The sequence below is a fragment of the Serratia sp. CY76391 genome (assembly GCF_052166695.1).
GTDB classification, from domain to species: domain Bacteria; phylum Pseudomonadota; class Gammaproteobacteria; order Enterobacterales; family Enterobacteriaceae; genus Serratia; species Serratia nematodiphila.
Genome location: NZ_JBJNOJ010000001.1, coordinates 760,219 through 784,303, shown reverse-complemented (window position 1 = coordinate 784,303; position 24,085 = coordinate 760,219). Strand labels below are relative to the sequence as shown.

General features: G+C 61.6%; 23 protein-coding genes. 13 read left to right on the top strand and 10 right to left on the bottom strand.

The features are described from left to right. Window positions 1-12: 12 nt before the first annotated feature. Window positions 13-1,671 carry an ATP-dependent endonuclease gene (locus tag ACJ8PN_RS03970; protein WP_171453694.1) on the bottom strand — a complete coding sequence of 553 codons (1,659 nt, stop codon included), beginning with the start codon at window positions 1,669-1,671 and terminating at the stop codon, window positions 13-15. Between the two features lie 187 nt (window positions 1,672-1,858). Here ACJ8PN_RS03970 and ACJ8PN_RS03965 point away from each other — a divergent pair, with 187 nt between their 5' ends. The 5 genes from ACJ8PN_RS03965 (at window position 1,859) to ltaE (ending at window position 8,656) form a co-directional block, all read left to right on the top strand. Further along, a complete protein-coding gene (locus ACJ8PN_RS03965) occupies window positions 1,859-2,755 on the top strand; it encodes a lysine exporter LysO family protein (RefSeq protein WP_171453693.1) in 897 nt (298 codons plus the stop codon). Between the two features lie 180 nt (window positions 2,756-2,935). Then, window positions 2,936-4,585, top strand: coding sequence for a hydroxylamine reductase (gene hcp / locus ACJ8PN_RS03960; RefSeq protein WP_171453692.1), 1,650 nt, complete (start codon window positions 2,936-2,938; stop codon window positions 4,583-4,585). A gap of 56 nt (window positions 4,586-4,641) precedes the next feature. Beyond that, entirely contained in the window at window positions 4,642-5,643 is a 1,002-nt protein-coding gene (gene hcr, locus ACJ8PN_RS03955; RefSeq protein ID WP_442534627.1) for an NADH oxidoreductase, read from the top strand. 199 nt (window positions 5,644-5,842) lie between these two features. Further along, window positions 5,843-7,564 carry a ubiquinone-dependent pyruvate dehydrogenase gene (gene poxB, locus ACJ8PN_RS03950; protein WP_033633465.1) on the top strand — a complete coding sequence of 574 codons (1,722 nt, stop codon included), beginning with the start codon at window positions 5,843-5,845 and terminating at the stop codon, window positions 7,562-7,564. A gap of 75 nt (window positions 7,565-7,639) precedes the next feature. Beyond that, on the top strand, window positions 7,640-8,656 hold the full coding sequence (ltaE, locus tag ACJ8PN_RS03945; protein WP_442534626.1) for a low-specificity L-threonine aldolase: 1,017 nt from the start codon (window positions 7,640-7,642) through the stop codon (window positions 8,654-8,656). A 31-nt stretch (window positions 8,657-8,687) separates the two neighbouring features. On the opposite strand, the gene ACJ8PN_RS03940 is transcribed toward ltaE, so the two are convergent. Then, window positions 8,688-9,035, bottom strand: coding sequence for a DUF1294 domain-containing protein (locus ACJ8PN_RS03940; protein ID WP_060444279.1), 348 nt, complete (start codon window positions 9,033-9,035; stop codon window positions 8,688-8,690). Between the two features lie 149 nt (window positions 9,036-9,184). On the opposite strand from ACJ8PN_RS03940, the gene ACJ8PN_RS03935 reads away from it, so the two are divergent. After that, window positions 9,185-10,624: a DUF2867 domain-containing protein gene (locus ACJ8PN_RS03935; RefSeq protein WP_442534625.1), complete on the top strand. Its 1,440-nt coding sequence runs from the start codon at window positions 9,185-9,187 to the stop codon at window positions 10,622-10,624. Window positions 10,625-10,782: 158 nt separating this feature from the next. Beyond that, window positions 10,783-11,793 (top strand): NAD-dependent epimerase/dehydratase family protein, encoded by a 1,011-nt coding sequence (locus ACJ8PN_RS03930; protein WP_004928393.1) that lies wholly within the window; start codon window positions 10,783-10,785, stop codon window positions 11,791-11,793. Here the strand turns inward: ACJ8PN_RS03930 and ACJ8PN_RS03925 are convergent, their stop codons facing one another. Both ACJ8PN_RS03925 and ACJ8PN_RS03920 read right to left on the bottom strand, forming a co-directional pair. Next, on the bottom strand, window positions 11,794-12,630 hold the full coding sequence (locus ACJ8PN_RS03925) for an N-acetylmuramoyl-L-alanine amidase (RefSeq protein ID WP_442534624.1): 837 nt from the start codon (window positions 12,628-12,630) through the stop codon (window positions 11,794-11,796). It lies immediately after the preceding gene. A gap of 121 nt (window positions 12,631-12,751) precedes the next feature. Next, complete coding sequence (locus ACJ8PN_RS03920; RefSeq protein WP_044031552.1) at window positions 12,752-13,075, bottom strand: heavy metal-binding domain-containing protein; 324 nt, start codon at window positions 13,073-13,075, stop codon at window positions 12,752-12,754. 159 nt (window positions 13,076-13,234) lie between these two features. Here ACJ8PN_RS03920 and ACJ8PN_RS03915 point away from each other — a divergent pair, with 159 nt between their 5' ends. From ACJ8PN_RS03915 to artJ (ACJ8PN_RS03890), 6 genes are all read left to right on the top strand, one after another. Further along, window positions 13,235-13,777, top strand: a complete 543-nt coding sequence (locus tag ACJ8PN_RS03915) for a lipoprotein (protein ID WP_015377301.1) — start codon at window positions 13,235-13,237, stop codon at window positions 13,775-13,777. Window positions 13,778-14,039: 262 nt separating this feature from the next. Beyond that, window positions 14,040-14,768 (top strand): arginine ABC transporter ATP-binding protein ArtP, encoded by a 729-nt coding sequence (gene artP, locus ACJ8PN_RS03910; protein WP_004928406.1) that lies wholly within the window; start codon window positions 14,040-14,042, stop codon window positions 14,766-14,768. 32 nt (window positions 14,769-14,800) lie between these two features. Beyond that, window positions 14,801-15,532, top strand: a complete 732-nt coding sequence (gene artJ, locus ACJ8PN_RS03905; protein WP_004928409.1) for an arginine ABC transporter substrate-binding protein — start codon at window positions 14,801-14,803, stop codon at window positions 15,530-15,532. A 9-nt stretch (window positions 15,533-15,541) separates the two neighbouring features. Then, entirely contained in the window at window positions 15,542-16,258 is a 717-nt protein-coding gene (gene artQ, locus ACJ8PN_RS03900; protein WP_171453687.1) for an arginine ABC transporter permease ArtQ, read from the top strand. Further along, window positions 16,258-16,926: an arginine ABC transporter permease ArtM gene (gene artM, locus ACJ8PN_RS03895; RefSeq protein ID WP_004928418.1), complete on the top strand. Its 669-nt coding sequence runs from the start codon at window positions 16,258-16,260 to the stop codon at window positions 16,924-16,926. The genes artQ and artM overlap by 1 nt, the downstream gene beginning before the upstream one ends. 199 nt (window positions 16,927-17,125) lie before the next feature. Then, window positions 17,126-17,860: an arginine ABC transporter substrate-binding protein gene (gene artJ, locus ACJ8PN_RS03890; RefSeq protein WP_082996896.1), complete on the top strand. Its 735-nt coding sequence runs from the start codon at window positions 17,126-17,128 to the stop codon at window positions 17,858-17,860. 32 nt (window positions 17,861-17,892) lie between these two features. Here the strand turns inward: artJ (ACJ8PN_RS03890) and rlmC are convergent, their stop codons facing one another. From rlmC to potF, 6 genes are all read right to left on the bottom strand, one after another. Beyond that, window positions 17,893-19,023, bottom strand: a complete 1,131-nt coding sequence (gene rlmC, locus ACJ8PN_RS03885) for a 23S rRNA (uracil(747)-C(5))-methyltransferase RlmC (RefSeq protein WP_411261466.1) — start codon at window positions 19,021-19,023, stop codon at window positions 17,893-17,895. 69 nt (window positions 19,024-19,092) lie between these two features. After that, window positions 19,093-19,572 (bottom strand): YbjO family protein, encoded by a 480-nt coding sequence (locus ACJ8PN_RS03880; protein WP_442534623.1) that lies wholly within the window; start codon window positions 19,570-19,572, stop codon window positions 19,093-19,095. A 104-nt stretch (window positions 19,573-19,676) separates the two neighbouring features. Continuing rightward, window positions 19,677-20,522: a putrescine ABC transporter permease PotI gene (gene potI / locus ACJ8PN_RS03875; RefSeq protein ID WP_442534622.1), complete on the bottom strand. Its 846-nt coding sequence runs from the start codon at window positions 20,520-20,522 to the stop codon at window positions 19,677-19,679. Continuing rightward, on the bottom strand, window positions 20,519-21,481 hold the full coding sequence (potH, locus tag ACJ8PN_RS03870) for a putrescine ABC transporter permease PotH (RefSeq protein ID WP_033633472.1): 963 nt from the start codon (window positions 21,479-21,481) through the stop codon (window positions 20,519-20,521). Before potH ends, potI begins: the two co-directional genes overlap by 4 nt. Before the next feature lie 24 nt (window positions 21,482-21,505). Beyond that, complete coding sequence (potG, locus tag ACJ8PN_RS03865; RefSeq protein ID WP_049187444.1) at window positions 21,506-22,639, bottom strand: putrescine ABC transporter ATP-binding subunit PotG; 1,134 nt, start codon at window positions 22,637-22,639, stop codon at window positions 21,506-21,508. A 122-nt stretch (window positions 22,640-22,761) separates the two neighbouring features. Then, a complete protein-coding gene (gene potF / locus ACJ8PN_RS03860) occupies window positions 22,762-23,871 on the bottom strand; it encodes a spermidine/putrescine ABC transporter substrate-binding protein PotF (protein WP_015377292.1) in 1,110 nt (369 codons plus the stop codon). Between the last annotated feature and the right edge of the window lie 214 nt (window positions 23,872-24,085).

The window sequence follows — 24,085 nt, the reverse complement described above, 5'->3', positions numbered from 1 at the left end:
CCCGGCGGGCCGTCAGTCCGCCCGGCCGCGCGCCAGCCAGATTACCCGTGAGAACATTTTCTTCAGCAGCGGCGGCACCGAGTCCGTGCCCCATTCACCGGCCTGCATCGCGACCTCAATCGCCAGATCCGGCTTCGACGAGTGGTGAACCGCTTTCAGGATCACCTTGCGCACCGGCATCTGCGCGTTGAGCGGCACCGACGCCATTCGGTGATAAACCGGGCCGAACCCTTCACGGAACATGAAGTGCTCCATGTCCGGCGCCGGCAGCGCGGTCAGCCGATCGCGTTCGTTGTCTTCATGATTGTCCAGCAGGCTGCGCACGGTATTGGCGTACTTTTTGCCCGCCTCGTCGCCGTCCACCAGCGCATGCCACTCGATACCCATACGGCGGGCGAAGCGCAGCAGCGGCTTCAGGCCGCACTGGGCGAATTCGATGACCCTCACCCCTTCCGCCTCGAAATGGTAGCCGCACTGGCGCGCCAGCTCGTTCAGCAGCCACACTTCGGTCTCGCCTTCCACCAGCAGCCAGCAGCGGGCAAACAGCGACGACGGCCGGTTGAAACGGATGTGAAACGCGATGCGCCGCCCGTCTTCGGCGCTCAGCCCGCGCGGCCCGAGACGGTAGGTCGCAACCCGCCCCGACTCGCGCACCAGCCGGCAGACGTGCTCCACCGGCACCAGCGACACCAGTTCGCTGGAGTTGGTGGTGGTGATGCGCTGCAGCGGCAGCTGATTGAGCAGCCCCCAGGCCACCGACAGCATGATCGGATGCAGGCGAGTTTCCGGGTCCTCCACCAGTAGCAGCGGCCGGGCATGGGGATCCAGCTTGACATCGCCCTTGGCCTGCAGCAGGGTGGAAAACATCCCCAGCAGGATCAGGCGCATGCTGCGGCTGTTCGGCTCGGCCACCATGCGATTGATGCCGTCCAGCGCGCGCCAGGCGTCCTGCTCCGGTTCACCGCCGCGGCGGCGCGGCCGCGTCACCTGTGAACTCTGCTCGGCGAAATAGTGCTCCAGCAGCTGCTGCATCGCCGCCAGCCCCTGACGCAGCTCACCGTTGGTCAACTTCTGCGGATTGCGCACCAGCTCGCGCGTCAGCTGATCCAACTGCTGCGCCAGCGCCTGGGTATCGGGTTTGCGTTCATCGCCGAGGCTGCTGGGGCGCAGGCGGCGAATAAAGCGCGCGTCGCGCAGGCGCAATACCGGATGGATGCGGATAATGGCGTGGGCCAGTTGTTCGATATGGTGCAGTTGAAAGGGGTTGCCGTCGGCGTCGAGAAAACCGCGCCAGGTGCACACCGTGCCGTCGTCGGCCAGCTCGCCCTCGCAGCGGTAATGAATGCGGCTCAGGCCATCTTCGCCCTTGACCCACAGCGGCGTCAGGTGGCGATAGCGCGGCAGGTGCGCATGGCCGATGTCTTTTTCGCAGAAGGTGAACACCACCTGCAGGTGGCGCTCTTTGGCCGACTCCTCACCGGGAGGGAAATGGAAGTCGTGCGCTTCAAACCGATACAGCTTCTGCTCCGGCGCCAGCAGCAGCGTCAGCGCATCCAGCAGGCTGGATTTACCCCAGGCGTTTTCGCCGAGCAACAGCGTGTTGTCGTCCAGCATCAGCGACAGCCGGTTAATGCCGCGAAAACCTACAATTTCGATACGCTCCAAGAACATCCGCCGCCTCCCGTGCGCGCCGTCGCCTCTTCAATGAGGTGACCTTCACAGAGCATGGTCAAAAAACCCCTTGCAGGTCAAGCGGCCAACGTCAAATCTGCCGCTTTACTCCGGCCGGGCTTTTGGTTAGCGTGTGCTCCTCGTCGGCGTTCGGCGCGTTTCAAAACTCAAGGACATAAGCTGCACCATGTACTCAGGACTGTTGATTATTCTGTTACCGCTGATTGTCGGTTACCTCATTCCCTTACGTCATCGCCCGCTGCTGGTGCTGATCAACCGGCTGCTCAGTTGGATGGTGTACGTGATCCTGTTTTTCATGGGTATCAGCCTGGCGTTCATGGAAGATCTCAGCAGCAACCTGGTGCTGATCTTCCAGTACAGCGCGGTGTTCTTCCTCTGCATTCTTTGCGCCAATTTGCTGTTGCTGGCGCTACTGGAGCGGCGCATGCCGTGGCGCAGCAGCCATAAACAGGAAAAGCTGCCTTCGCGCGTGCACATGGCGCTGGAGTCGCTCAAGCTGTGCGGCGTGGTACTCGGCGGCTTCCTGCTCGGCCTGACGCAGTGGCAATGGCTGCAGTTCGCCCATAAAGGCAGCGAATATGCGCTGATCTTCCTGCTGTTGCTGGTCGGCATTCAGCTGCGCAACAGCGGCATGACGCTGCGCCAGATCGTGCTCAACCGCCGCGGCACGCTGGTGGCATTGGTGGTGACCGTCGCGTCGCTGGCCGGCGGCGCGCTGGCGGCTCAGCTGCTGGGGTTGCCGGTCAAGGCCGGGCTGGCGATGGCCTCCGGCTTCGGCTGGTACTCGCTGTCCGGCATTCTGATCACCGACGCCTACGGCCCGGTGATGGGCAGCGCCGCGTTCTTCAACGATCTGGCACGCGAGCTGGTGGCGATCATGCTGATCCCGACGCTGGTGCGCCGCAGCCGCTCCACCGCCCTCGGCCTGTGCGGCGCCACCTCGATGGACTTCACCCTGCCGGTGCTGCAGCGCAGCGGCGGGCTGGACATGGTGCCGCCCGCCATCGTGCACGGCTTCTTGCTGAGCCTGCTGGCGCCGGTGCTGATCGCCCTGTTCTCCTGATCCTTTCCCCCTGGGGGCCACCCGGCCCCCAAAGCGTAATCATTCCCATCCGCACGGCAAAATTGCGCTAAATCAAACTTGCCCGCAGTAGTCGCACAAAAGCCTTTTGCAACCCCGATCGCCGATCTATGCTTTTAAACAAGCATTACAAATGCAACTTTAAAATAAAAGGAAGCGACTATGTTCTGTGTGCAATGTGAACAAACCATCCGAACCCCGGCAGGCAACGGCTGCGCGTATGCTCAGGGCATGTGCGGCAAAACGGCGGAAACCTCCGATCTGCAGGATCTGCTGGTGGCGGCGCTGCAGAGCCTCTCCGCCTGGGCGCTGCAGGCGCGTTCGTTGGGCATCGTCGACCACGAGATCGACAGCTTCGCTCCGCGCGCCTTCTTCGCCACCCTGACCAACGTCAACTTCGATTCCCAGCGCATCATCGGCTACGCGCGGGAAACCCTGCTGCTGCGCGACTCGCTGGCCGCCCGTTGCCGGCTGCTGGATGCCGGCGCGCGCGTCGATCACCCGATGGCGGCGCTGCAGCTGGCCGGCGACGATATGCCTGCGCTGCTGCAACAGGCGGCGCAATTTGCCCTCGACAGCGACAAGGCCGAGGTCGGCGACGACGTACACGGTTTGCGCCTGCTGTGCCTGTACGGCCTGAAAGGCGCGGCGGCCTATATGGAACACGCGCACGTGCTCGGCCAGTTCGACGAACAGCTCTATGCCGACTACCACGCTTTCATGGCCTGGCTCGGCACCCGGCCGCGCGACGTCGACACCCTGCTGAACAACGCCATGGGCATCGGCAAGATGAACTTCAGCGTGATGGCGATCCTCGATCGCGGTGAAACCCAGGCCTACGGCGATCCGCAGCCCAGCGCGGTCAACGTGCGCCCGGTGGCCGGGAAAGCCATTCTGATTTCCGGCCACGATCTCAAAGATCTGCGCATGCTGCTCGAACAAACCGAAGGGCAAAACGTCAACGTCTACACCCACGGCGAAATGCTGCCGGCGCACGGCTATCCGGAACTGAAAAAATTCAAGCACCTGGTGGGCAACTACGGCAGCGGCTGGCAGAACCAGCAGACGGAATTCGCCAAATTCCCCGGCCCGATCGTGATGACCTCCAACTGCATCATCGATCCGAACGTCGGCAACTACGGCGATCGTATCTGGACCCGCAGCATCGTCGGCTGGCCGGGCGTCAACCATCTGGAAGGCGACGACTTCGGCGCCGTGATCCGCCAGGCTCAGGGCATGAACGGCTTCCCTTACACCGAGATTGAGCACCTGATCACCGTCGGCTTCGGCCGCCAGACGCTGCTGAACGCCGCCGACACGGTCATCGACCTGGTGTCGCAGAAAAAACTGCGCCACGTCTTCCTGGTCGGCGGCTGCGACGGCAGCCGCGACGAGCGCAGCTACTTCACCGACTTCGCCCGCAGCGTGCCGCAAGACTGCCTGATCATGACGCTGGCCTGCGGCAAGTACCGTTTCAACAAGCTGGACTTCGGCACGCTGGAGGGGTTGCCGCGCCTGCTGGACGTCGGCCAGTGCAACGACGCTTACTCCGCCATCATGCTGGCGGTCAAGCTGGCGGACACGCTCGGCTGCAGCGTCAACGAGCTGCCGCTCAGTCTGGTGCTGTCGTGGTTTGAACAGAAGGCGATCGTCATTCTGCTGACGCTGCTGTCGTTGGGGGTGAAAAACATCGTCACCGGCCCGACCGCGCCGGGCTTCCTGACTGACAACCTGATGGCGATCCTCAACGAGAAATTCGGCCTGCGCCCGATCACCACCGTCGAGCAGGATATCACCGCGCTGCTCGCCTGATGCCGTTACGTTATGGGGCCGCCTGCGCCGGCCCCTTTGCTTTTTGAGGTGCCCCGATGACTCAACCCACTCCGCTTTGCCCGAACCGCATGCAGGTGCATTCCATCCGGCGTGAAACCGCCGACGTCTGGACGCTGAACCTGATCTGCGACGTTTTCTATCCTTACCAGGCCGGCCAGTTTGCGCTGGTCAGCATCCGCAACAGCGAGGAGACGCTGCGCGCCTATACGCTCTCCTCCTCGCCCGGCCAGAGCCGCTTTCTCAGCATCAGCGTGCGCTGCCTGCCGGACGGCGTCGGATCGCGCTGGCTGACGCAAGAGGTCAAGCCCGGCAACACGCTGTGGCTGTCCGACGCGCAGGGCGAGTTCAGCTGCGAGCGCCACCCGGCCGATCGTTATCTGATGCTGGCCGCCGGCTGCGGCGTGACGCCGATCGTCTCGATGTGCCGCTGGCTGACCGCCAACCGTCCGGCCTGCGATATCGTCGCGATCGTTAACGTGCGCACCCCCGCCGACACGATTTTCGCCGATCAGTGGCGCGCACTGTGCGCCGCCCATCCGCAGCTGCGCCTGACGCTGATGGCCGAGCAGGATCTGCAACCCGGCTACCTCAGCGGCCGCATCGATGAACAGACGCTGCGGCAGGCGGCGCCGGATATCGCCGAACGCACGGTGATGACCTGCGGCCCTGCGTCCTACATGGATCAGGTGGAGCAGCTGTGCCGCCGGCTCGGCGTGCCGGCCGAGCGTTTCCATAAAGAGCAGTTCCACACGCCGGCGGCGCAGGCCGACGCCACCGAAGGGCTGACGCTGCGCGCCGCGCGCCCGCTGCGCGAATTCCGCGTACCGGTTGGCAGCACGCTGCTGGCGGCGATGGAGGCCCATGCCCTGCCGGTCAACGCCGCCTGCCGCGCCGGGGTGTGCGGCTCGTGCAAAACCCGCATCCTCGAGGGCGACTACACCACCACCAGCACCATGACGCTGAGCGCGGAAGAGATAGCGCAAGGCTACGTGCTCGCCTGCAGTTGCCAGCTGCAGGGTAACGTCACGCTGGCGTGATCCCCTGGCCCCATCGCCGCGATGGGGCATTTATCGGCAAGCTCCCCGCGGCCAGCCCGGTTACACTTTTCCCCGTCCTACGCTCTTTACCCTTCCTGACCGCATCTCGTCCACAGCCGGTAAGCTATGCTTGCAGTTGTTCTGCTGCCACTCACCGGATCGAGTCCACATCGTTTTTCAAACCTTGTTTGGGGGAACCATGAAGCAAACCGTAGCCACACTGATCGCCAAAACGCTGGATCAAGCCGGCGTAAAACGCATTTGGGGCGTGACCGGCGATTCGCTCAACGGCCTTAGCGACAGCCTGCACCGCATGGGCACCATCGAATGGTTGGGCACCCGTCATGAAGAAGTGGCCGCCTTCGCCGCCGGCGCCGAAGCCCAGCTTACCGGCCAGTTGGCGGTGTGCGCCGGTTCCTGCGGCCCCGGCAACCTGCACCTGATCAACGGTCTGTTCGATTGCCACCGCAACCATGTGCCGGTGCTGGCGATCGCCGCGCATATCCCTTCCAGCGAAATCGGCAGCGGCTACTTCCAGGAAACGCATCCGCAGGAGCTGTTCCGCGAATGCAGCCACTATTGCGAGCTGGTTTCCAACCCGGAACAGCTGCCACGCGTGCTGGAGATCGCCATGCGCAAGGCGATCCTCAATCGTGGCGTCTCGGTGGTCGTCTTGCCGGGCGACGTGGCGCTGCGCATGGCGCCGGAAGACGCGCCCCTGACCTGGCATACCCCGGCGCTGCCGCTGGTGCAGCCGCCGATGAGCGAGCTGAACAAGCTGGCGGAAACGCTGAATAAAGCGAAGAACATCACCCTGATGTGCGGCAGCGGCTGCGCCGGCGCGCACGATGAAGTGGTCAAGCTGGCCGAACTGCTGCAGGCGCCGGTGGTCCACGCGCTGCGCGGCAAAGAACATATCGAATGGGATAACCCGTACAGCGTCGGCATGACCGGACTGATCGGTTTCTCCTCCGGCTACCATGCGATGATGAACGCCGACACGCTGGTGCTGCTCGGCACCCAGTTCCCCTATCGCGCGTTCTACCCCACCAACGCCAACATCATTCAGATCGACATCAACCCCGGCAGCATCGGCGCGCACTGTCCGGTCAATATGGCGCTGGTGGGCGATATCCACACCACCCTCACCGCCCTGCTGCCGCAGCTGGAGCCGAAGCGCGATCGGGCGTTCCTCGACAAGGCGCTGGAGCATTACCGCAACGCGCGCAAGGATCTCGACGGGCTGGCGACTGCCAACGACGACCAGCCGATCCACCCGCAGTATCTGGCGCAGCAGCTCAGCCAGTACGCCAGCGACGACGCCATCTTCACCTGCGACGTCGGCACGCCGACGGTGTGGGCCGCCCGCTACGTGAAAATGAACGGCAAGCGCCGCCTGCTCGGTTCGTTCAACCACGGTTCGATGGCCAACGCCATGCCGCAGGCGATCGGCGCTCAGGCCACCGCGCCGGATAAACAGGTGATCGCCATGTGCGGCGACGGCGGCTTCACCATGCTGATGGGGGATTTCCTGTCGCTGGCGCAGCTCAAGCTGCCGGTGAAAATCGTGGTGTTCAACAACAGCGTGCTGGGGTTCGTGGCGATGGAGATGAAGGCCGGCGGCTACCTGACCGACGGCACCGATCTGCATAATCCGGACTTCGCGGCGATCGCCAACGCCGCCGGCATCAAGGGCATCCGCGTGGAAAAAGCCTCCGACCTGGACGGCGCGCTGCAGGAGATGTTGGCGCATCCCGGCCCGGCGCTGCTGGACGTGGTCACCGCCAAGCAAGAGCTGGCGATGCCGCCGCAGATCAAGTTCGAACAGGCGAAAGGCTTCAGCCTGTACATGCTGCGCGCCATCATCAACGGCCGCGGCGACGAAGTGGTTGAACTGGCGAAAACCAACTGGCTGCGCTAAGCAAGCTGCCCCGATAAAATAAAGGGTATATGATGCCATGTACCCTTTTCCTCTCCCTTACATTCCAGGAACCCTATGCTTATCGATCTACGCAGCGACACCGTTACCCGCCCCAGCGCCGCCATGCGCCAGGCGATGGCTGAGGCAGAGGTCGGCGACGACGTCTACGGCGATGACCCGACGGTCAACGCGCTGGAGGCCGAGGCGGTGCGCCTGTCAGGCAAAGAAGCGGCATTGTTTCTGCCCAGTGGCACCCAGGCCAACCTGGTGGCGCTGCTGAGCCACTGCCAGCGCGGCGATGAATACCTGGTCGGCCAGCAGGCGCACAACTACAAATACGAAGCCGGCGGCGCAGCGGTGCTGGGCAGCATTCAGCCGCAACCAATCGAGGCCGACGCCGACGGCACGCTGCCGCTGGACAAGCTCGCCGCCGCCATCAAACCCGACGACATCCACTTCGCCCGCACCCGGCTGCTGAGCCTGGAAAACACCATCAGCGGCAGAGTCTTGCCGCAGGCCTACCTGCAGCAGGCGTGGCAGTTTACCCGCGAGCGCCAGCTGGCGCTGCATATCGACGGCGCACGCATCTTCAACGCCGCCGTGGCGCTGAACCTGCCGCTGAAAGAGATCGTGCAATACTGCGACACCTTCACCATTTGCCTGTCGAAAGGGTTGGGCGCGCCGGTCGGATCGCTGCTGTGCGGCAGCGAGGCCTTCATTCAGCGTTCGCTGCGCTGGCGTAAGATGACCGGCGGCGGGCTGCGTCAGGCCGGCATCCTGGCGGCGGCCGGCCTCTACGCGCTGGAGCATAACGTTGCGCGGCTGCGCGAAGACCATGACAACGCGGCCTGGCTGGAGCAACAGCTGCGGCAGATCGGCGTGGAGATCGCCGCTCCCGGCGCGCAGACCAACGTGCTGTACCTGCACCAACCGCCGGCGCTGGCGGCCAAATTCGGTCCGTGGATGCGCGAACGCGGCGTGCTGATCAGCAGCGGCCCGCTAACGCGCATTCTGACCCACCTCGACGTCAGCCGTCAGGATCTGCAGCGGGTGGTCGAACTGTGGCGGGAGTTTCTTCAGCAGCACGCCTGATCGCTTGGGGCGCACAGGCCGCGCCCCGCAATCAGAAGATCCAGCGGCCGTAAACCCAGTACCACAGCCCCAGCACCGCCGCCAGGTTGAGCGCGACGCTGAGGATGAACCAGGTTTTAAACGGCTGCTTCTGGGTCTTGTGGCGAAACAGCTGCTGCGCCAGCAATGCACCCAACCACCCGCCCAGCGCGCCGAACAGCAACAGCGTCGCCTCCGGCACCCGTCGCCACCCTTTGCGCGCCGCCAGCTTATCGCCGCCATAGATCAGAAACGTCAGCAGGTTCGCCAGCAGCAACCCCATCCACACCGGATGCGGCGAGAACAGGCTGGCGATCAGCGCCAGGCCCAGCAGGGCGTAACAAATCACATTGAGCTTCATGACATCCGGTCTTCGTTCGATAAGGGGCGCGTAGTGTGAACCTGCGCCGCGGCGGATGCAACCGGCTTATACCCATACAAAAAGTGCATTTAAACCCTGAATTTGGCATCCTGTCGTTCTGCGACTCTTTCACCGCACAAGGCGGCCCGATGACACCCCAACGCGTACTGGTTCTTGGAGCCAGCGGCTATATAGGCCAGAACCTGATCCCGCACCTGATCGAACAGGGGCACCAGATTACCGCCGCCGCGCGGCGCATCGAGTGGCTGCAGGAGCAGAACTGGCCGCAGGTCAACTGCCTGTATGTCGATCTGTACCGCCCGGACACCCTGAGCGCGGCGCTGTGGGAGATAGATACGCTGTACTATCTGGTGCACGCGATGGGCGACGGCGACGACTTTATCGAAAAGGAGCGCCAGGCGGCGGAAAATCTGCGTGACGCGCTGCGCAATGCCGGCGTCAGGCAGGTGGTCTTTCTCGGCGCGCTGCAGCCGAACGACGACAGTTCGCCACACCTGGCGGCCCGCCGCCTGACCGGCGAGATCTTGCGCCAGAGCGGCGTGCCGGTGACCGAGCTGCGCGCCGGCATCATCGTCGGCCCCGGCTCGGCGGCGTTCGAAGTGATGCGCGACATGGTCTATAACCTGCCGGTGCTGACGCCGCCGCGCTGGGTGCGCTCGAAGTCCTCGCCGGTGGCGCTGGAGAACCTGCTGGTTTACCTGGCCGATCTGCTGGCGCACCCGGCGCAGGAACACCGCATCTTCGATGTCGCCGGGCCGGAATACCTCAGCTATCAGGACATGTTCCAACGCTTTATCGCCATCAGCGGCAAACGGCGCTGGCTGATCCCGATCCCCTTGCCGACGCGGCTGATTTCAGTGTGGTTCATCAGCCTGATCACCTCGGTGCCAACGCCGATCGCCCGCGCGCTGATCCAGGGGTTGAAGCACGATCTGCCCGCCGATGGCCGGCCTCTGCAAGCCTTGATCCCGCAGCGTCTGCACACTTTTGATCAGGCGGTCACCGCCACGCTGCAGCGCGAACTGGAAGTGGTCGACTCCGCCGACTGGGGCTACGATCCGGCGGCGCGGGCTCGCTGGCGCCCCGGCTACGGCTACTACCCCAAACAGGCCGGTTGCGCGCTGGACACCGCCGCCTCCAGCCAGGCCCTGTGGCAAACGGTGCAGCAGTTGGGAGGCGAAGAAGGCTATTTCTACGCCAATATCCTGTGGCGGATCCGCGCCCGCATGGACGACATGATCGGCAACGGCGTGGTCTATGGCCGCCCGGCGCGCGCGGCCCTGGCGCTGGGCGACGAGATCGACGGCTGGAAAGTCATCACGCTGAAGCCGCTGCGGCAGCTGGCGCTGCTGTTCGGCATGAAGGCGCCGGGGCTGGGGCGGCTGAGCTTCACCATTACCGATCGCGGCGATCGCCGCACGCTGGACGTGCGCGCCTGGTGGCACCCGGCCGGCTTCAGCGGGCTGCTGTATTGGTTCGCCATGATGCCCGCGCATCTGTTTATTTTTCGCGGCATGGCGAAGCGCATCGCCGAGCTTGCCGAGAACCTGGACCGCCAACAGCACTGAACGGCGCTCATTTGTCGATCAACCGCACAGTTTGCCGCTGTGCTTCGGGGCTTTCCGATTGCATAGCGCACGAAATCACGGAAGAATGGCATCTTATTTGCTGGGAGCGCCGCAAGCGCCCGCCGGTATTCCGATTTTGGGTGAGAATAGAGTCCGTTATGAAGGTATTGGTCACCGGTGCCACCAGTGGGTTAGGCCGTAACGCCGTTGAATATCTGCGCCGCCAGGGCATCAAAGTGCGCGCCACCGGCCGCAACCAGGCGATGGGCGGCCTGCTGGAAAAAATGGGCGCTGAGTTCATTCATGCCGATCTCACCAACCTGATCTCTTCGCAGGCCAAGGCGATGCTGGCGGATGTCGACGTGCTGTGGCACTGCTCCAGCTTTACCTCTCCCTGGGGCACCGAAGAAGCCTTCGAGCTGGCCAACGTGCGCGCCACTCGCCGCCTTGGTGAATGGGCGGCGGCCTATGGCGTGGCGCAGTTCATTCACATCTCTTCCCCGGCGATCTATTTCGATTACCACCATCACCGCAACGTAACCGAAGACTTCCGCCCGCAGCGCTACGCCAATGAGTTCGCGCGCAGCAAAGCCGCCGGCGAGCAGGTGATCCAGCAGTTGGCGCTGTCCAATCCGCAGACCCATTTCACCATTCTGCGCCCGCAGGGATTGTTTGGGCCGCACGACAAGGTGATGCTGCCGCGGCTGCTGCAGATGATCAAACGCTACGGCAACCTGCTGCTGCCGCGCGGCGGCGCGGCGATGGTGGACATGACCTATCTGGAGAATGCGGTGCACGCCATGTGGCTGGCGACGTTAAAAGAAGATACGCCGTCCGGCCGCGCCTACAACATCACCAACCAGCAGCCGCGCCCGCTGCGCACTGTGGTGCAGCAGCTGATCGACGATCTGGGCATGAAATGCCGCATTCGCTCCGTCCCCTACCCGATGCTCGACATGATGGCGCGCGGCATGGAGCGCCTGGGCAGCAAAAGCGAAAAGGAGCCGGTGTTGACCCACTACGGCGTCGCCAAACTCAACTTCGACCTCACGCTCGATACCACCCGCGCGCAGCAAGAGCTGGGCTATCAGCCGATCGTCTCGCTGGAAGAAGGCATCGCGCGCACTGCCCGCTGGCTGAAAGATCACGGCAAACTGCACGGCCTGTAATCAACGCCACGCGCCGTACTTCACCAGCAGCGCATCGATAATCGCCTCGCTCTCTGCATCCGGCTCACCGCGAACATCGTCGGGCCGGAAATGCATCTGAAACGCCGCCATCACATTGCGCTGCTGCCGCGCATCCCACGACGAATCAACCGCGTAGCCGTAACGCGCCAGTTTATTGAGCAGCGATGCCATCGGCACCGGCGCCTGTCTGTCTCGCCCCGCCAGCAGTCGCTGCACGTCTGCCTCGTCCGGCCAGGCGCCAATGCCGGCCTGCGCCAGTTGTCGCCAGGGGAACAGCGGGCCGGGATCCTGTTTGCGCTGCGGTGCGATGTCGCTGTGCCCCACCACGTCCTGCGGCTGGATGCCATAGCGTTGGATGATGTCGCGGCTCAGCGGGATCAGCACGGCGATCTGCTCCGCCGTATAAGGCTGCCAATGGGTGAACAGCATGCTGCGGGTGAACCCCTTGTTGACGATTTCAATGCCGATCGAGGTGTCGTTGAGATTGCTGCGCCCGCGCCAGGCGCTGGCGCCGGCATGCCAGGCGCGCATCGCTTCCGGCACCAACCGGTACACCGTCGGTTTGCCGTGTTCGCGCTGCGGGTGCGCCGGCAACAGGTAGTGTGCGCTGACGTGTTCATCGGTCAGCGTTTTCAGTGATGAATGAAAGTCTTCCGCCGTATAGTGCATCACCAGAAAGCGAATGCGCCGATCGGCGCCCTGCGCCTGATGCAAGGTTTCGAGCTGGTAAGCGCCACGATCGACGAGCGTGTTCTGCTGCGGATTTTGGCATCCCGCCAACAGCGCGGCGGCGATGATCCCTGGCCAAATTTTCACTCATCCTCCCTGTGGTTTGATGATTTGGTCTAGCGTTAACGCTAAGCAATAGTCGCCACGGAAGCCACCCGCCGACAAAGTAAAAACGCCCCGGCGTGAGCCTGGGCGTTAAGGCATGGGATTAGCGGCCGACTTTCACCGCGGTGCCGCTGACGGTCACCATCAGCATGCTGCCGTCTTTACCAACGGTTTCATAATCGATATCAATGCCGACCACCGCGTTGGCGCCCAGCTCTTTCGCCTGATCTTCCAGTTCTTCGAACGCGATCAGTCGCGCCTTGCGCAGCTCTTTCTCGTAAGCGCCCGAACGGCCGCCGACGATATCGCGCACGCCGGCGAAGAAATCACGAAAAATGTTGGCGCCGAGAATCGCTTCGCCGGTGACGACGCCGCAGTATTCGGTGATGGTAAACCCTTCCAGGGTCGGGGTAGTTGAAAGCTGCATCAGAACTCCTTGTTTGATTAATTCAACGTATCTATGACCAGAAGATTGACATTATGTTCGCTTAATCAATGGCACGCAGTACGAATGCAAGGCCAAAAAACGCATTTATACTGTAAGCTATCGGTCTTCATGGTAGAGACTTTCACATAAGGTAATAAGATGAAAACAAAAACGATTGCGGCTGTTTTACCCTTAGCGCTGTTGCTGAGTGCCTGTACCACGGTGGAACCGGCATACAAGGATATCGGCACCCGCAGCGGCAGCTGTGTGGAAGGCGGCCCGGATACGGTCGCGCAAAAGTTCTATGACCTGCGCATCCAGCAGGGCGCCGGCCTGCCGGACAGCAACCGCCTGGCGCAGCTGCAGCCTTATCTGAGCAAAGTGCTGTATCAGGATCTGGTCAGCACCGCTCAAAACCCGGGCAAGCATCAGATTACCGGCGATCTGTTCTCCGGCAATGCGCAAGGGCCTAGCAGCGCGTCCGTCGCCAGCGCCTCGACCATTCCTAACACCGATGCGAAGAACATCCCGCTGCGCGTTGACCTGAGCTACCAGAAAGACGCCAACAGCACCGTGAACTGGCAGGACGAAGTGCTGATGGTGCGCGAAGGCACCTGCTGGGTGGTTGATGATATTCGCTACCTGAATGTTCCAGCGCACGCCACCAACGGCAGCGTACGCCAGGTGCTGGAAAACCAGTAACCCGCTTCCCCCGGCCGACGCGGGCTGGCCGCGTCGGTCATCCCGCCGCCCGTCTACCGCTCGAATTTCGTCCAATAGAAAAAATTTCGCTACCGATCTCACAGCCTGCGCCACAAATCCCCTCCCCCGGCTTGAGTCGCGGTATCTTGTGCTAATCTTTTACTGTCCCGCCGCACACTCATAAATTTTAACGCACAAAGATTGCATAAGTATTCTGTGGAAGTTAACATTTGCGGCATCAATGTCTATTCAATTCTGGCGCATGAGTATTCAACTTAACGGTATCAATTGCTATTACGGCGCTCACCAGGCGCTGTTTGACATCACGCTGGAATGTCCAGCCGGGGAAACCCTGGTGCTGCTTGGCCCAAGCGGCGCCGGGAAAAGTTCATTGCTGCGGGTGCTGAACCTGCTGGAAATGCCGCGTTCGGGCCAACTGCAGATCGCCGGCAACCAATTCGACTTCAGGCAGGCGCCGGGCGAGAAAGCCATTCGCGAACTGCGGCAAAACGTCGGCATGGTGTTCCAGCAATACAACCTGTGGCCTCACCTCACCGTGGTTCAGAACCTGATCGAGGCACCTTGCCGCGTGCTGGGTCTGACCAAGGCTCAGGCGATGGAGCGCGCCGACAAGCTGCTCAAGCGTCTGCGCCTGACCGACTTCGCCGATCGCTTCCCGCTGCACCTTTCCGGTGGCCAGCAGCAGCGCGTGGCGATCGCCCGCGCCCTGATGATGGAGCCGCAGGTGTTGCTGTTCGATGAACCGACCGCAGCGCTGGATCCGGAAATCACCGCCCAGATCGTCAGCATCATTCGCGAACTGGCCGGCACCGGTATCACGCAGGTGATCGTCACCCACGAAGTGGAAGTGGCGCGCAAAACCGCCAGCCGCGTGGTGTACATGGAAAACGGCCACGTAGTGGAGCAAGGCGACAGCAGCCACTTCACGCAGCCGCGGACCACCGAGTTTGCTAATTACTTATCACATTAACAATTAACTTGCTGTAATTTGGGGAGTTTGCGATGAAAAAACTAATAATCGCCGCCGTTCTGGCCGGCATCAGCGTTTCCGCCTCCGCAGCCGAAACCATCCGTTTCGCTACCGAAGCCTCCTATCCTCCGTTTGAATTTATTGACGCCGGCAACAAGATTCAGGGTTTTGATGTCGATCTGGCCAACGCGCTGTGCAAAGAAATGCAGGCCGAGTGTACCTTCACCAACCAGGCGTTCGACAGCCTGATCCCGAGCCTGAAGTTCAAGCGTTTCGATGCGGTGATGGCCGGTATGGACATTACGCCGGAGCGTGAGAAGCAGGTGCTGTTCACCAAGCCTTACTACGATAACTCAGCGTTGTTCATCGCGCAGAAAGGCAAAATCGCCGACGTGGCGGCGCTGAAAGGCAAGAAAGTCGGCGTGCAAAACGGCACCACCCACCAGAAATACCTGACCGACAAGCACCCGGAAATCACCACAGTGCCTTACGACAGCTACCAGAACGCCATTTTGGATCTGAAGAACGGCCGCGTTGATGCGGTGTTCGGCGATACCGCGGTGGTCAACGAGTGGCTGAAGCAGAATGACGCGCTGGCGGCAGTGGGCGCCAAAGTGACCGACAAAGACTACTTCGGCACCGGCCTTGGCATCGCGGTGCGCCAGAAGAACACCGATCTGCAGGGCAAGTTCAACGCCGCTCTGGACAAGATCAAGCAGGATGGGACCTATGAAACCATCTACAAAAAATGGTTCCAGCAGTAATACGCCCAAATGAATGAATTACAACCTTTAGCAAGCGCCGCCGGCATGACCGTCGGCCTTGCCGTTTGCGCCCTGATCCTCGGACTGATTCTGGCGATGCTGTTCGCCGTATGGGAATCGTCACGCTGGAAAGCGGTCAGCTGGCTCGGCACCGCCTGGGTGACCGTGTTGCGCGGCCTGCCGGAAATCCTGGTGGTGCTGTTTATCTATTTCGGCTCGTCGCAGCTGCTGCTGATGCTCTCCGACGGCTTTATCCTCAACCTCGGTCTGTTCCAGCTGCCGATTCAGTTGGCGATCGACAATTTCGAAGTCAGCCCGTTCCTGTGCGGGGTGATCGCTCTGGCCCTGCTCTATTCCGCCTACGCCTCGCAGACGCTGCGCGGCGCGCTCAAAGCGGTGCCGCAGGGGCAGTGGGAATCCGGTCAGGCGCTTGGACTGAGTAAGGCGGCGATCTTCTTTCGCCTGATCATGCCGCAGATGTGGCGCCACGCCCTGCCCGGCCTCGGCAATCAGTGGCTGGTGCTGTTGAAAGACACCGCGCTGGTGTCGCTGATCAGCGTGAACGATCTGATGCTGCAAACCAAGAGCATCGCTACCCGCACCCAGGAGCCTTTTACCTGGTATGTGATCGCCGCGGCCATCTACCTGCTGGTGACGCTGTTCAGCCAATACGTCATCAAACGCATTGAGCTGCGCGCCACGCGCTTTGAGCGGGGGCCGGCCTGATGATTGAATATTTGCCGGAAATCCTCAAAGGGTTGCACACCAGCCTGACGCTGACCGTCGCCGCGCTGATCGTCGCACTGGTGCTGTCGCTGCTGCTGACGGTGATCCTGACGCTGAAAACGCCGATCCTGACGCCGTTGGTCAAGGTTTATGTGACGCTGTTCACCGGCACGCCGCTGCTGGTGCAGATCTTCCTGATCTACTACGGCCCCGGCCAGTTCCCGGCGATCCGCGACTACCCTTGGTTGTGGAATCTGCTGTCGCAGCCCTGGCTGTGTGCGATGATAGCGCTGGCGCTGAACAGCGCGGCCTACACCACGCAGTTGTTCTACGGCGCGGTGCGCGCCATTCCCGCCGGGCAGTGGCAATCGTGCGAAGCGCTGGGCATGTCGCGCCGGCAGACGCTGCGCATTCTGCTACCGTTCGCCTTCAAGCGCGCGCTGTCGTCTTACTCCAACGAAGTGGTGCTGGTGTTCAAAAGCACCTCGCTGGCCTATACCATCACGCTGATGGAAGTGATGGGTTACAGCCAGCTGATGTACGGCCGCACCTACGACGTGATGGTGTTCGGCGCCGCCGGCCTGGTGTACCTGTGCGTCAACGGCCTGCTGACGCTGCTGATGCGCTTGGTGGAGCGCCGCGCGCTGGCGTTTGAACGCCGCAACTGAGGCCGCCGCCCCCATGAGCCCCGCCATTGTGCGGGGCTTTTTTTACCCCTCAAGGCAATACTTAATCATTTATATTGCATTTTAATTCACTCAATGGCAGGGTTAACAACAGGCATTCGCGCAAAAACCTCTGGCGATTACCAGTAAAAACAAACGATAGCGAATAATCACTTTCAGGATCCAGACAGGAGCTCTACGCATGAAAAAACTGCTGCTTGCCGCGACGATGTTAGCCGGGATGACCTTTAACGCCACCGCGGCCGAAACCATCCGCTTCGCCGCCTCCGCCACCTACCCGCCGTTCGAATCGCTTGACGCCAACAACCAGATCGTCGGCTTCGATATCGATCTGGCCAACGCGCTGTGCAAGCAGATGCAGGCGCAGTGCACCTTCACCAACCAGGCGTTCGACAGCCTGATCGCCGCGCTGAAATTCAAGAAATACGATGCGGTGATTTCCGGTATGGACATCACGCCGGAGCGCAGCAAACAGGTCGCCTTCACCCAGCCTTACTACGCCAACTCGGCGATCGTGATCGCGCAAAAAGGCAAGTTCAACTCGCTGGCGGATCTGAAAGGCAAAAAGCTCGGCATGGAAAACGGCACCACCCACCAGAAATACATGCAGGACAAGCACCCGGAGATTAACACCGTTTCTTACGACAGCTACCAGAACGCCATTCTGGAGCTGAAAAACGGCCGTATCGACGGCGTGTTCGGCGACACCGCCGTGGTGAACGAGTGGCTGAAAACCAACCCGCAGCTGGCGCCGGTGGGCGAGCACATCACCGATGCGCAATACTTCGGCACCGGTCTCGGCATCGCGGTGCGCCCGGACAACCAGGCGCTGCTGGCCAAGCTGAACGCCGCGCTGGACGCCATCAAGGCCGACGGCACCTATAAGGCCATCAACGACAAGTGGTTCCCGCAGTAAGCAATAAGGCCCGGTTATCCGGGCCTTATGTTTTATAAAATCCGCACCAGCAGCGTCAGCACTTCGTAGTGCGAGGTATGCGGGAACATATCGAACAGCTGCACCCGTTCGATGCGATACCCCGGCAACATCTCGATATCTTTCGCCATGCTCTCGGCGTTGCAGCTCGAATAAAGAATATAGTCCGGCGCCATCCGGCCCAAATAGTCGCACAGCGCCTGGCCGATGCCGCGCCGCGGCGGATTGACCAGCACCAGCTGCGGCACCTGGCCTTCGGCGGTAGCGAAGCGGGTGGAATCGAGCGCCTGAAAATCTACCTGCAACAACCCTAACCGCTGCGCCGACTGGCGCGCGCAGGCGATCGCCTCCGCGCTGATTTCGATGCCGGTCAACCGCGTCTGCGGCTGCGCGCAGTGCAAGCCGAAACCGCCGACGCCGCAGAACAGATCCCACATGCTGTCGATACCCAGCGCGCGCACCCAGTCGCGGGCGGTGGCATACAGATCGGCGGCCACCTGCGGGTTGGTCTGAAAGAAGCTTTGCGGGCGGATGAACAGCGGCACCTGATTGAACTGTTCCTCCAGCGCCTGCTGTTCGGTCAGCGCGATCTCGCGCTCCCCTTCCATGATCGCCATATGCACAGGTTGAATATTGGCGGAGATCACCCTGAGCTGCGGCAGCTGCTGCTGCAGCCACGGCAGCGCGGCGCGCAGCTGTGCCAGTTTGGTTTCCGAGCGCAGCACGAAACGCAGCATCACGCCGCCGTCGAGCGTGCTTTCGGTCAGCAGCAGGTATTTCAGCTCGCCGCGTTTGCGCGCCACGTTATACGGCGTCAGACCGGCGCGGGCGATAAAGCTTTTCAGCACCGCAAACATCGGCGCAAAACCGGCGGGGTACAGCGGGCAATCGCTCAGATCGACCGGCGTGCCGTCGCGGTGCAACATGCCGAGCAGCGGTCGCTCCACGCTGCCGCTGACCACCATCTTGGCTTTATTGCGAAATGCGCTCAGTTCCCCCGCCACCGGCTGCAGCCACTGCGCGACGTCGCGCCCGGCCAGCAGCGATTGCAGGTGATGCTGTTTGTCGGCCAGTTGCTGCGGATAGGGCTTTTCCAGCCACTGACAGGAACGGCAGGTGCCCGCCGTATACAAAGCGCAATGCATGAAGATTACCGTGAAGTTCAGGATGACGAATTAAGGGCGCAGAGTTTACCACTCCGCGCGCCTAAAATCTCACTTGCGCGCGGTGAAGAAGCGGCGGCTGGCGGCAGGAACGAACAGCAACGCCAGGATCAGCACGTCGGGGATCTTTTGCAGGATCAGAACGTGCAGGATTTGGCCGCTGGTTTCCCCCTCCACGGTGAACACCTCGGGGAAGACGCTGCCGATGGTGGCCAACAGCAGGTAAAGCACCACGATGCACTGGCAGACCACATAGCCCCAGCGCCCCCAATTGCGGCCGCGCATCACCGCAAAGCCGCAGCTGATTTGCAGGCACAGCAGCATCAGGCCGGCCAGAAAGATAAAGGTGGAATCCCACGCCTGCGCGCTGGTGTTGACGAACTCCTGCGCGCCGTCGACGCCCAGCTCACCCAGCAGCAGCAGCACGCTGATACACTTGATCGCCACCATGGCGGTGCCCGCCACCATCACCGGCACCGGCGCATCCGAAGTCGATCCCATTCCCTGCCCGCTTTTCAGCATGTCTGACATATCCGTGTTCCGCTACGACGCGCCACCTATACAGGTGGCGCATGTAAAGTCAGGTAGTTAGTTGCAATACTTATTGATTGCAAAAATAGCAGGTTTGTTACGATTCAGCTACGGGCCGCCCGCTGCAATTCACGCGATCGTTGTTTTTCCGAGCGCGCCATAAACCACCAGGCGATCAGGCCGAGGATGCCCACCACCAGCAGGATCAGGCTGGCCAACGCGTTAATTTCCGGGTTCACCCCCATCCGCACGCTGGAGAACACCAGCATCGGCAGCGTGGTGGCGCCCGGGCCGGAGACGAAGCTGGCGATCACCAGATCGTCCAGCGACAGGGTAAACGCCAGCATCCAGCCGGAGATCAGCGCCGGCGCAATCATCGGCAAGGTGATGACGAAGAACACCTTCAGCGGCGGCGCCCCCAGATCCATCGCCGCCTCTTCAATCGAGCGCTCCACCTCGCGCAGACGCGAGCTGATGACCACCGCCACATAAGCGGTACAGAAGGTGACATGCGCCAGCCAGATAGTGAACATGCCACGTTCCGACGGCCAGCCGAAGGCATGCCCCATCGCCACGAACAGCAGCAGCAGCGACAGGCCGGTGATCACGTCCGGCATCACCAGCGGCGCGGTCAGCATAAACGCGAAGCCGGTCGAACCGCGAAAGCGGCCGAATCGCACCATCACCACGGCGGCGATGGCCCCCAGTACCACCGCGGCGGTGGCGGAGGCGGCGGCGATGGTCAGGCTGAGCCCCACCGCGCTGATCATCGCCGAATCGTGGAACAGTTCGCTATACCAGCGCGTGGACCAGCCGGCCCACACCGTCACCAGCTTGGAGCTGTTGAAGGAGTAGATCACCAGCATCAGCATCGGCGCATACAGGAAGGTAAAGCCGATCGTCAGGATGGCGATGCGCCACGGTGAACGCACTACCGGCAAGTTGTTCATTCCTGCCCCCCTATTTCCTTGTTCTGGTGTTTGTGGAACCACAAAATTGGCACGATCAGCAACAGCAGCATGATGGTGGCGACCGCCGAGGCCACCGGCCAGTCGCGGTTATTGAAGAACTCCTGCCACAGCACGCGGCCGATCATGATGCTGTCCGGCCCGCCGAGCAGTTCCGGGATCACGAACTCCCCCACTGCCGGAATGAACACCAGCATCGAACCGGCGATGATGCCGCCGCGCGTCAGCGGCACGATCACGCTGAAGAAGGTTTTCAGCGGCCGGGCGCCCAGATCCAGCGACGCCTCCACCAGCGAGTAATCCAGCCGGATCAGCGCCGTGTAAATCGGCAGCACCATAAACGGCAGATAGGAATAAACGATGCCGATATACACCGCCAGGTTGGTGTGCAAGATCACCAGCGGTTGATCGATCACCCCTAGCCACATCAGAAAGTTATTCAGCGTGCCGTTGTTTTTCAGGATCCCCATCCAGGCGTAGACGCGGATCAGGAACGAAGTCCAGGAAGGCAGGATCACCAGCAACAGCAGAATGTTGCGGGTCGACGCCTTGCTGTGCGCCACCGCCCAGGCCAACGGATAGCCGATGATCAGGCAACACAGCGTCGAGACCGCCGCCACGCGCAGCGACTGCAGGTAGGCATCGATATATAACGGATCGTCGGTCAGCTGCAGATAGTTGGCGAAGTTGAGCGCAATGTTCAGCTTGCCGTCCACCCAGCTCATCAGCTCGGTGTAGGGCGGCACCGCCAACGCCAGCTCCGCCAGGCTGATCTTGAACACGATCAGGAACGGCAGCATAAACAGCAGCGTCAGCCATAAATACGGCAATGCGATCACCAGCTTGCGGCCGTGAGCCATCAGCAGGCGATGGAACAGGGCCTTGAGGGTGGCGGGCGTTTTGGCCGGCGGTTCCGGCGTGCGTTCAGAAAGCAGGGTCATACGGGTTACTCCTCACCAGCGCCACTACACCGTCAACACGACACAGCTGTCGGTTTCCCAGCACAGACGCACTTCATCGCCCCAGGTGGGCATCCCCTTGCGGAAACGATGGCCGTTTTGCAGCTGGGCGCTGATAATCTGCCCGCTGTGCAGCTTCACGTGGTAGATAGACAGATCGCCCAGGTAGGAAATGTGCGCCACTTCCCCCACCGCAAAGTTGCAGCCGTCTTCCGGCACCCGTTCGCACAGCAGGATCTTTTCCGGCCGCAGCGCCACCTGGATCGGCACGCCATCCACCACCGAGGCATCCGGATCCACCTTGATCGCATGGCGCAACCCGGGGCTTTGCAGGATCAGCGCATCGTCGTGGCGCTCTTGCAGCACGCAGTCGAAGACGTTGACCGAACCGATAAATTCGGCGCTGAAGCGGCTGTTCGGATGCTCGTAGATCTCTTCCGGCTCGCCGATCTGCACGAACTTGCCGCGGTTCATGATGGCGATACGCCCCGCCATGGTCATCGCCTCCTCCTGATCGTGCGTCACCATCACGCAGGTCACGCCGACGCGCTCGAGAATGTCGGTCACTTCCAGCTGCATGCGATCGCGCAGCTTCTTGTCCAGCGCGCCCATCGGTTCATCCAGCAGCAGCAACTTCGGCCGCTTGGCCAGGCTGCGTGCCAATGCCACCCGCTGCCGCTGGCCGCCGGAAAGCTGGTGCGGTTTGCGTTTGGCGTACTCCTGCATGTGCACCAGCGCCAGCATTTCCGCCACCCGTTCGGCGATCTCCGCCCGCGGCATTTTGTCCTGCTTCAGGCCGAACGCGATGTTTTGCTCCACGGTCATGTGCGGAAATAGCGCGTACGACTGAAACATCATGTTGATCGGCCGCTGGTACGGCGGCACGTGCGACATATCCTGCCCGTCGAGCACGATCTGCCCTTCCGTCGGCTGTTCAAAGCCGGCCAGCATGCGCAGCAAGGTGGACTTGCCGCAGCCGGACGGGCCAAGCAGCGCAAAGATCTCGCCCTTGTAGATGGTGAGGCTGACGTCTTCGACCGCATTCTGCCCGTCGAAGGTTTTGGTGAGGTTACGGATTTCCAGCAGAGGGGTGAAGACCTTCTGCGACTTGGCTTGAGGACGAGGGATGGCGTCGTTCAATCGGGGTGCTCTCCGGCGTAAAGCGGCACAAAACCACGGCGAGCGCCGTGGCCCAAAACGGCAATGCAGGCGGGGAGCGCCCGCCTGCCGGTTTACCGACGATGGGGGGAGCCCCCCCATCATCACTTCCCGCTTTTAACTTTAGTCCATGCGCGGGTAATGACACGGTCCAGCTTCGGCGACTGCACGTTGAGCGTGAACAGCTTGGCGCGCAGATCGGCCGGCGGATAGACGTTCGGGTTCTCGCGCACTTCGGCATTCACCAGCGGCGTGGAGTCTTTCACCGCATTGGCGTAATAGACATAGTTGCTGATGCCCGCCATCACGTCAGGTTTCATCAGGAAGTTCAGGAACTGGTACGCGGCGTCTTTGTTCTTGGCGTCCGCCGGCATGGCGAACATGTCAAAGTAGGTCAGCGCCCCCTCTTTCGGGATCGCGTAGGCTACGTTCACGCCGTTCTTCGCCTCTTTGGCGCGGTTGGCAGCCTGCATCACGTCGCCGGACCAGCCGATTGCCACGCAGATATCACCGTTAGCCAGATCGTTGATGTACTGAGAAGAGTGGAAGTAACGAATGTTCGGCCGCAGTTTCAGCAGCAGATCGTTGGCCGCGCCGGTGTAGTCCGCCGCATTGGTGCTGTTGGGATCCTTGCCCAGGTAGTGCAGCACGGTGGCGTAAACCTCGCTCGGCGCATCGAGGAAGGAGACGCCGCAGCTTTTCAGCTTCTCGAGGTTTTCCGGCTTGAGGATCAGATCCCAACTGTCGACAGGCGCATCTTTGCCCAATGCCGCCTTCACCTTGTCGACGTTATAGCCGATGCCGGTGGTCACCATCAGATATGGGATGCCGTATTTGTTGTCTTTGTCGTTGTGTGCAACCAGCTTCAGCATCTCGGGATCGAGATTCTTGTAGTTGGGCATTTTGCTCTTGTCGAGCGGTTCGAAGATGCCGGCCTGCGACTGGCGTTCGAGGAAGTTGGATGAAGGAACCACCAGATCATAACCGGTGCTGCCCGCCATCAGTTTGCCTTCCAACACTTCGTTGGAGTCAAAGACGTCGTACACCACTTTGATGCCGGTTTCTTTCTGGAAATTAGCCAAAGTGTCCGGCGCGATATAATCGGACCAGTTATACACGTGCAGCGTTTTCTCTTCAGCTGACGCATTGACGGACGCGGCCATCAACAGGCCGGCAACCACACCCGATAACCACTTTTTACGTTGGGTGACCATCCGTAACTTCCTCCAAAACAGGGTGAATCATAGAATTGAACTTGTATCTGCAGCGATACAAAACCTTTCCTGATTGAGCGCAATCGTTGCAACCGCGAATTGAATGGCTATGCATATGATTGCATGCGCCTTTTTCACTGCCCTGCTCGCGTGGTCACAAGGGAAATCGCAAGCCCTTTGCAGAATCAGCAGCATAGCCGCTGCCATCGCAACC

Coding starts and splice junctions, on each gene's coding strand:
- ACJ8PN_RS03970 (WP_171453694.1), bottom strand. CDS start 1,671: ATGTTCTTGGAGCGTATCGAAATTGTAGGTTTTCGCGGCATTAACCGG.
- ACJ8PN_RS03965 (WP_171453693.1), top strand. CDS start 1,859: ATGTACTCAGGACTGTTGATTATTCTGTTACCGCTGATTGTCGGTTAC.
- hcp (WP_171453692.1), top strand. CDS start 2,936: ATGTTCTGTGTGCAATGTGAACAAACCATCCGAACCCCGGCAGGCAAC.
- hcr (WP_442534627.1), top strand. CDS start 4,642: ATGACTCAACCCACTCCGCTTTGCCCGAACCGCATGCAGGTGCATTCC.
- poxB (WP_033633465.1), top strand. CDS start 5,843: ATGAAGCAAACCGTAGCCACACTGATCGCCAAAACGCTGGATCAAGCC.
- ltaE (WP_442534626.1), top strand. CDS start 7,640: ATGCTTATCGATCTACGCAGCGACACCGTTACCCGCCCCAGCGCCGCC.
- ACJ8PN_RS03940 (WP_060444279.1), bottom strand. CDS start 9,035: ATGAAGCTCAATGTGATTTGTTACGCCCTGCTGGGCCTGGCGCTGATC.
- ACJ8PN_RS03935 (WP_442534625.1), top strand. CDS start 9,185: ATGACACCCCAACGCGTACTGGTTCTTGGAGCCAGCGGCTATATAGGC.
- ACJ8PN_RS03930 (WP_004928393.1), top strand. CDS start 10,783: ATGAAGGTATTGGTCACCGGTGCCACCAGTGGGTTAGGCCGTAACGCC.
- ACJ8PN_RS03920 (WP_044031552.1), bottom strand. CDS start 13,075: ATGCAGCTTTCAACTACCCCGACCCTGGAAGGGTTTACCATCACCGAA.
- ACJ8PN_RS03915 (WP_015377301.1), top strand. CDS start 13,235: ATGAAAACAAAAACGATTGCGGCTGTTTTACCCTTAGCGCTGTTGCTG.
- artP (WP_004928406.1), top strand. CDS start 14,040: ATGAGTATTCAACTTAACGGTATCAATTGCTATTACGGCGCTCACCAG.
- artJ (WP_004928409.1), top strand. CDS start 14,801: ATGAAAAAACTAATAATCGCCGCCGTTCTGGCCGGCATCAGCGTTTCC.
- artQ (WP_171453687.1), top strand. CDS start 15,542: ATGAATGAATTACAACCTTTAGCAAGCGCCGCCGGCATGACCGTCGGC.
- artM (WP_004928418.1), top strand. CDS start 16,258: ATGATTGAATATTTGCCGGAAATCCTCAAAGGGTTGCACACCAGCCTG.
- artJ (WP_082996896.1), top strand. CDS start 17,126: ATGAAAAAACTGCTGCTTGCCGCGACGATGTTAGCCGGGATGACCTTT.
- rlmC (WP_411261466.1), bottom strand. CDS start 19,023: ATGCATTGCGCTTTGTATACGGCGGGCACCTGCCGTTCCTGTCAGTGG.
- ACJ8PN_RS03880 (WP_442534623.1), bottom strand. CDS start 19,572: ATGTCAGACATGCTGAAAAGCGGGCAGGGAATGGGATCGACTTCGGAT.
- potI (WP_442534622.1), bottom strand. CDS start 20,522: ATGAACAACTTGCCGGTAGTGCGTTCACCGTGGCGCATCGCCATCCTG.
- potH (WP_033633472.1), bottom strand. CDS start 21,481: ATGACCCTGCTTTCTGAACGCACGCCGGAACCGCCGGCCAAAACGCCC.
- potF (WP_015377292.1), bottom strand. CDS start 23,871: ATGGTCACCCAACGTAAAAAGTGGTTATCGGGTGTGGTTGCCGGCCTG.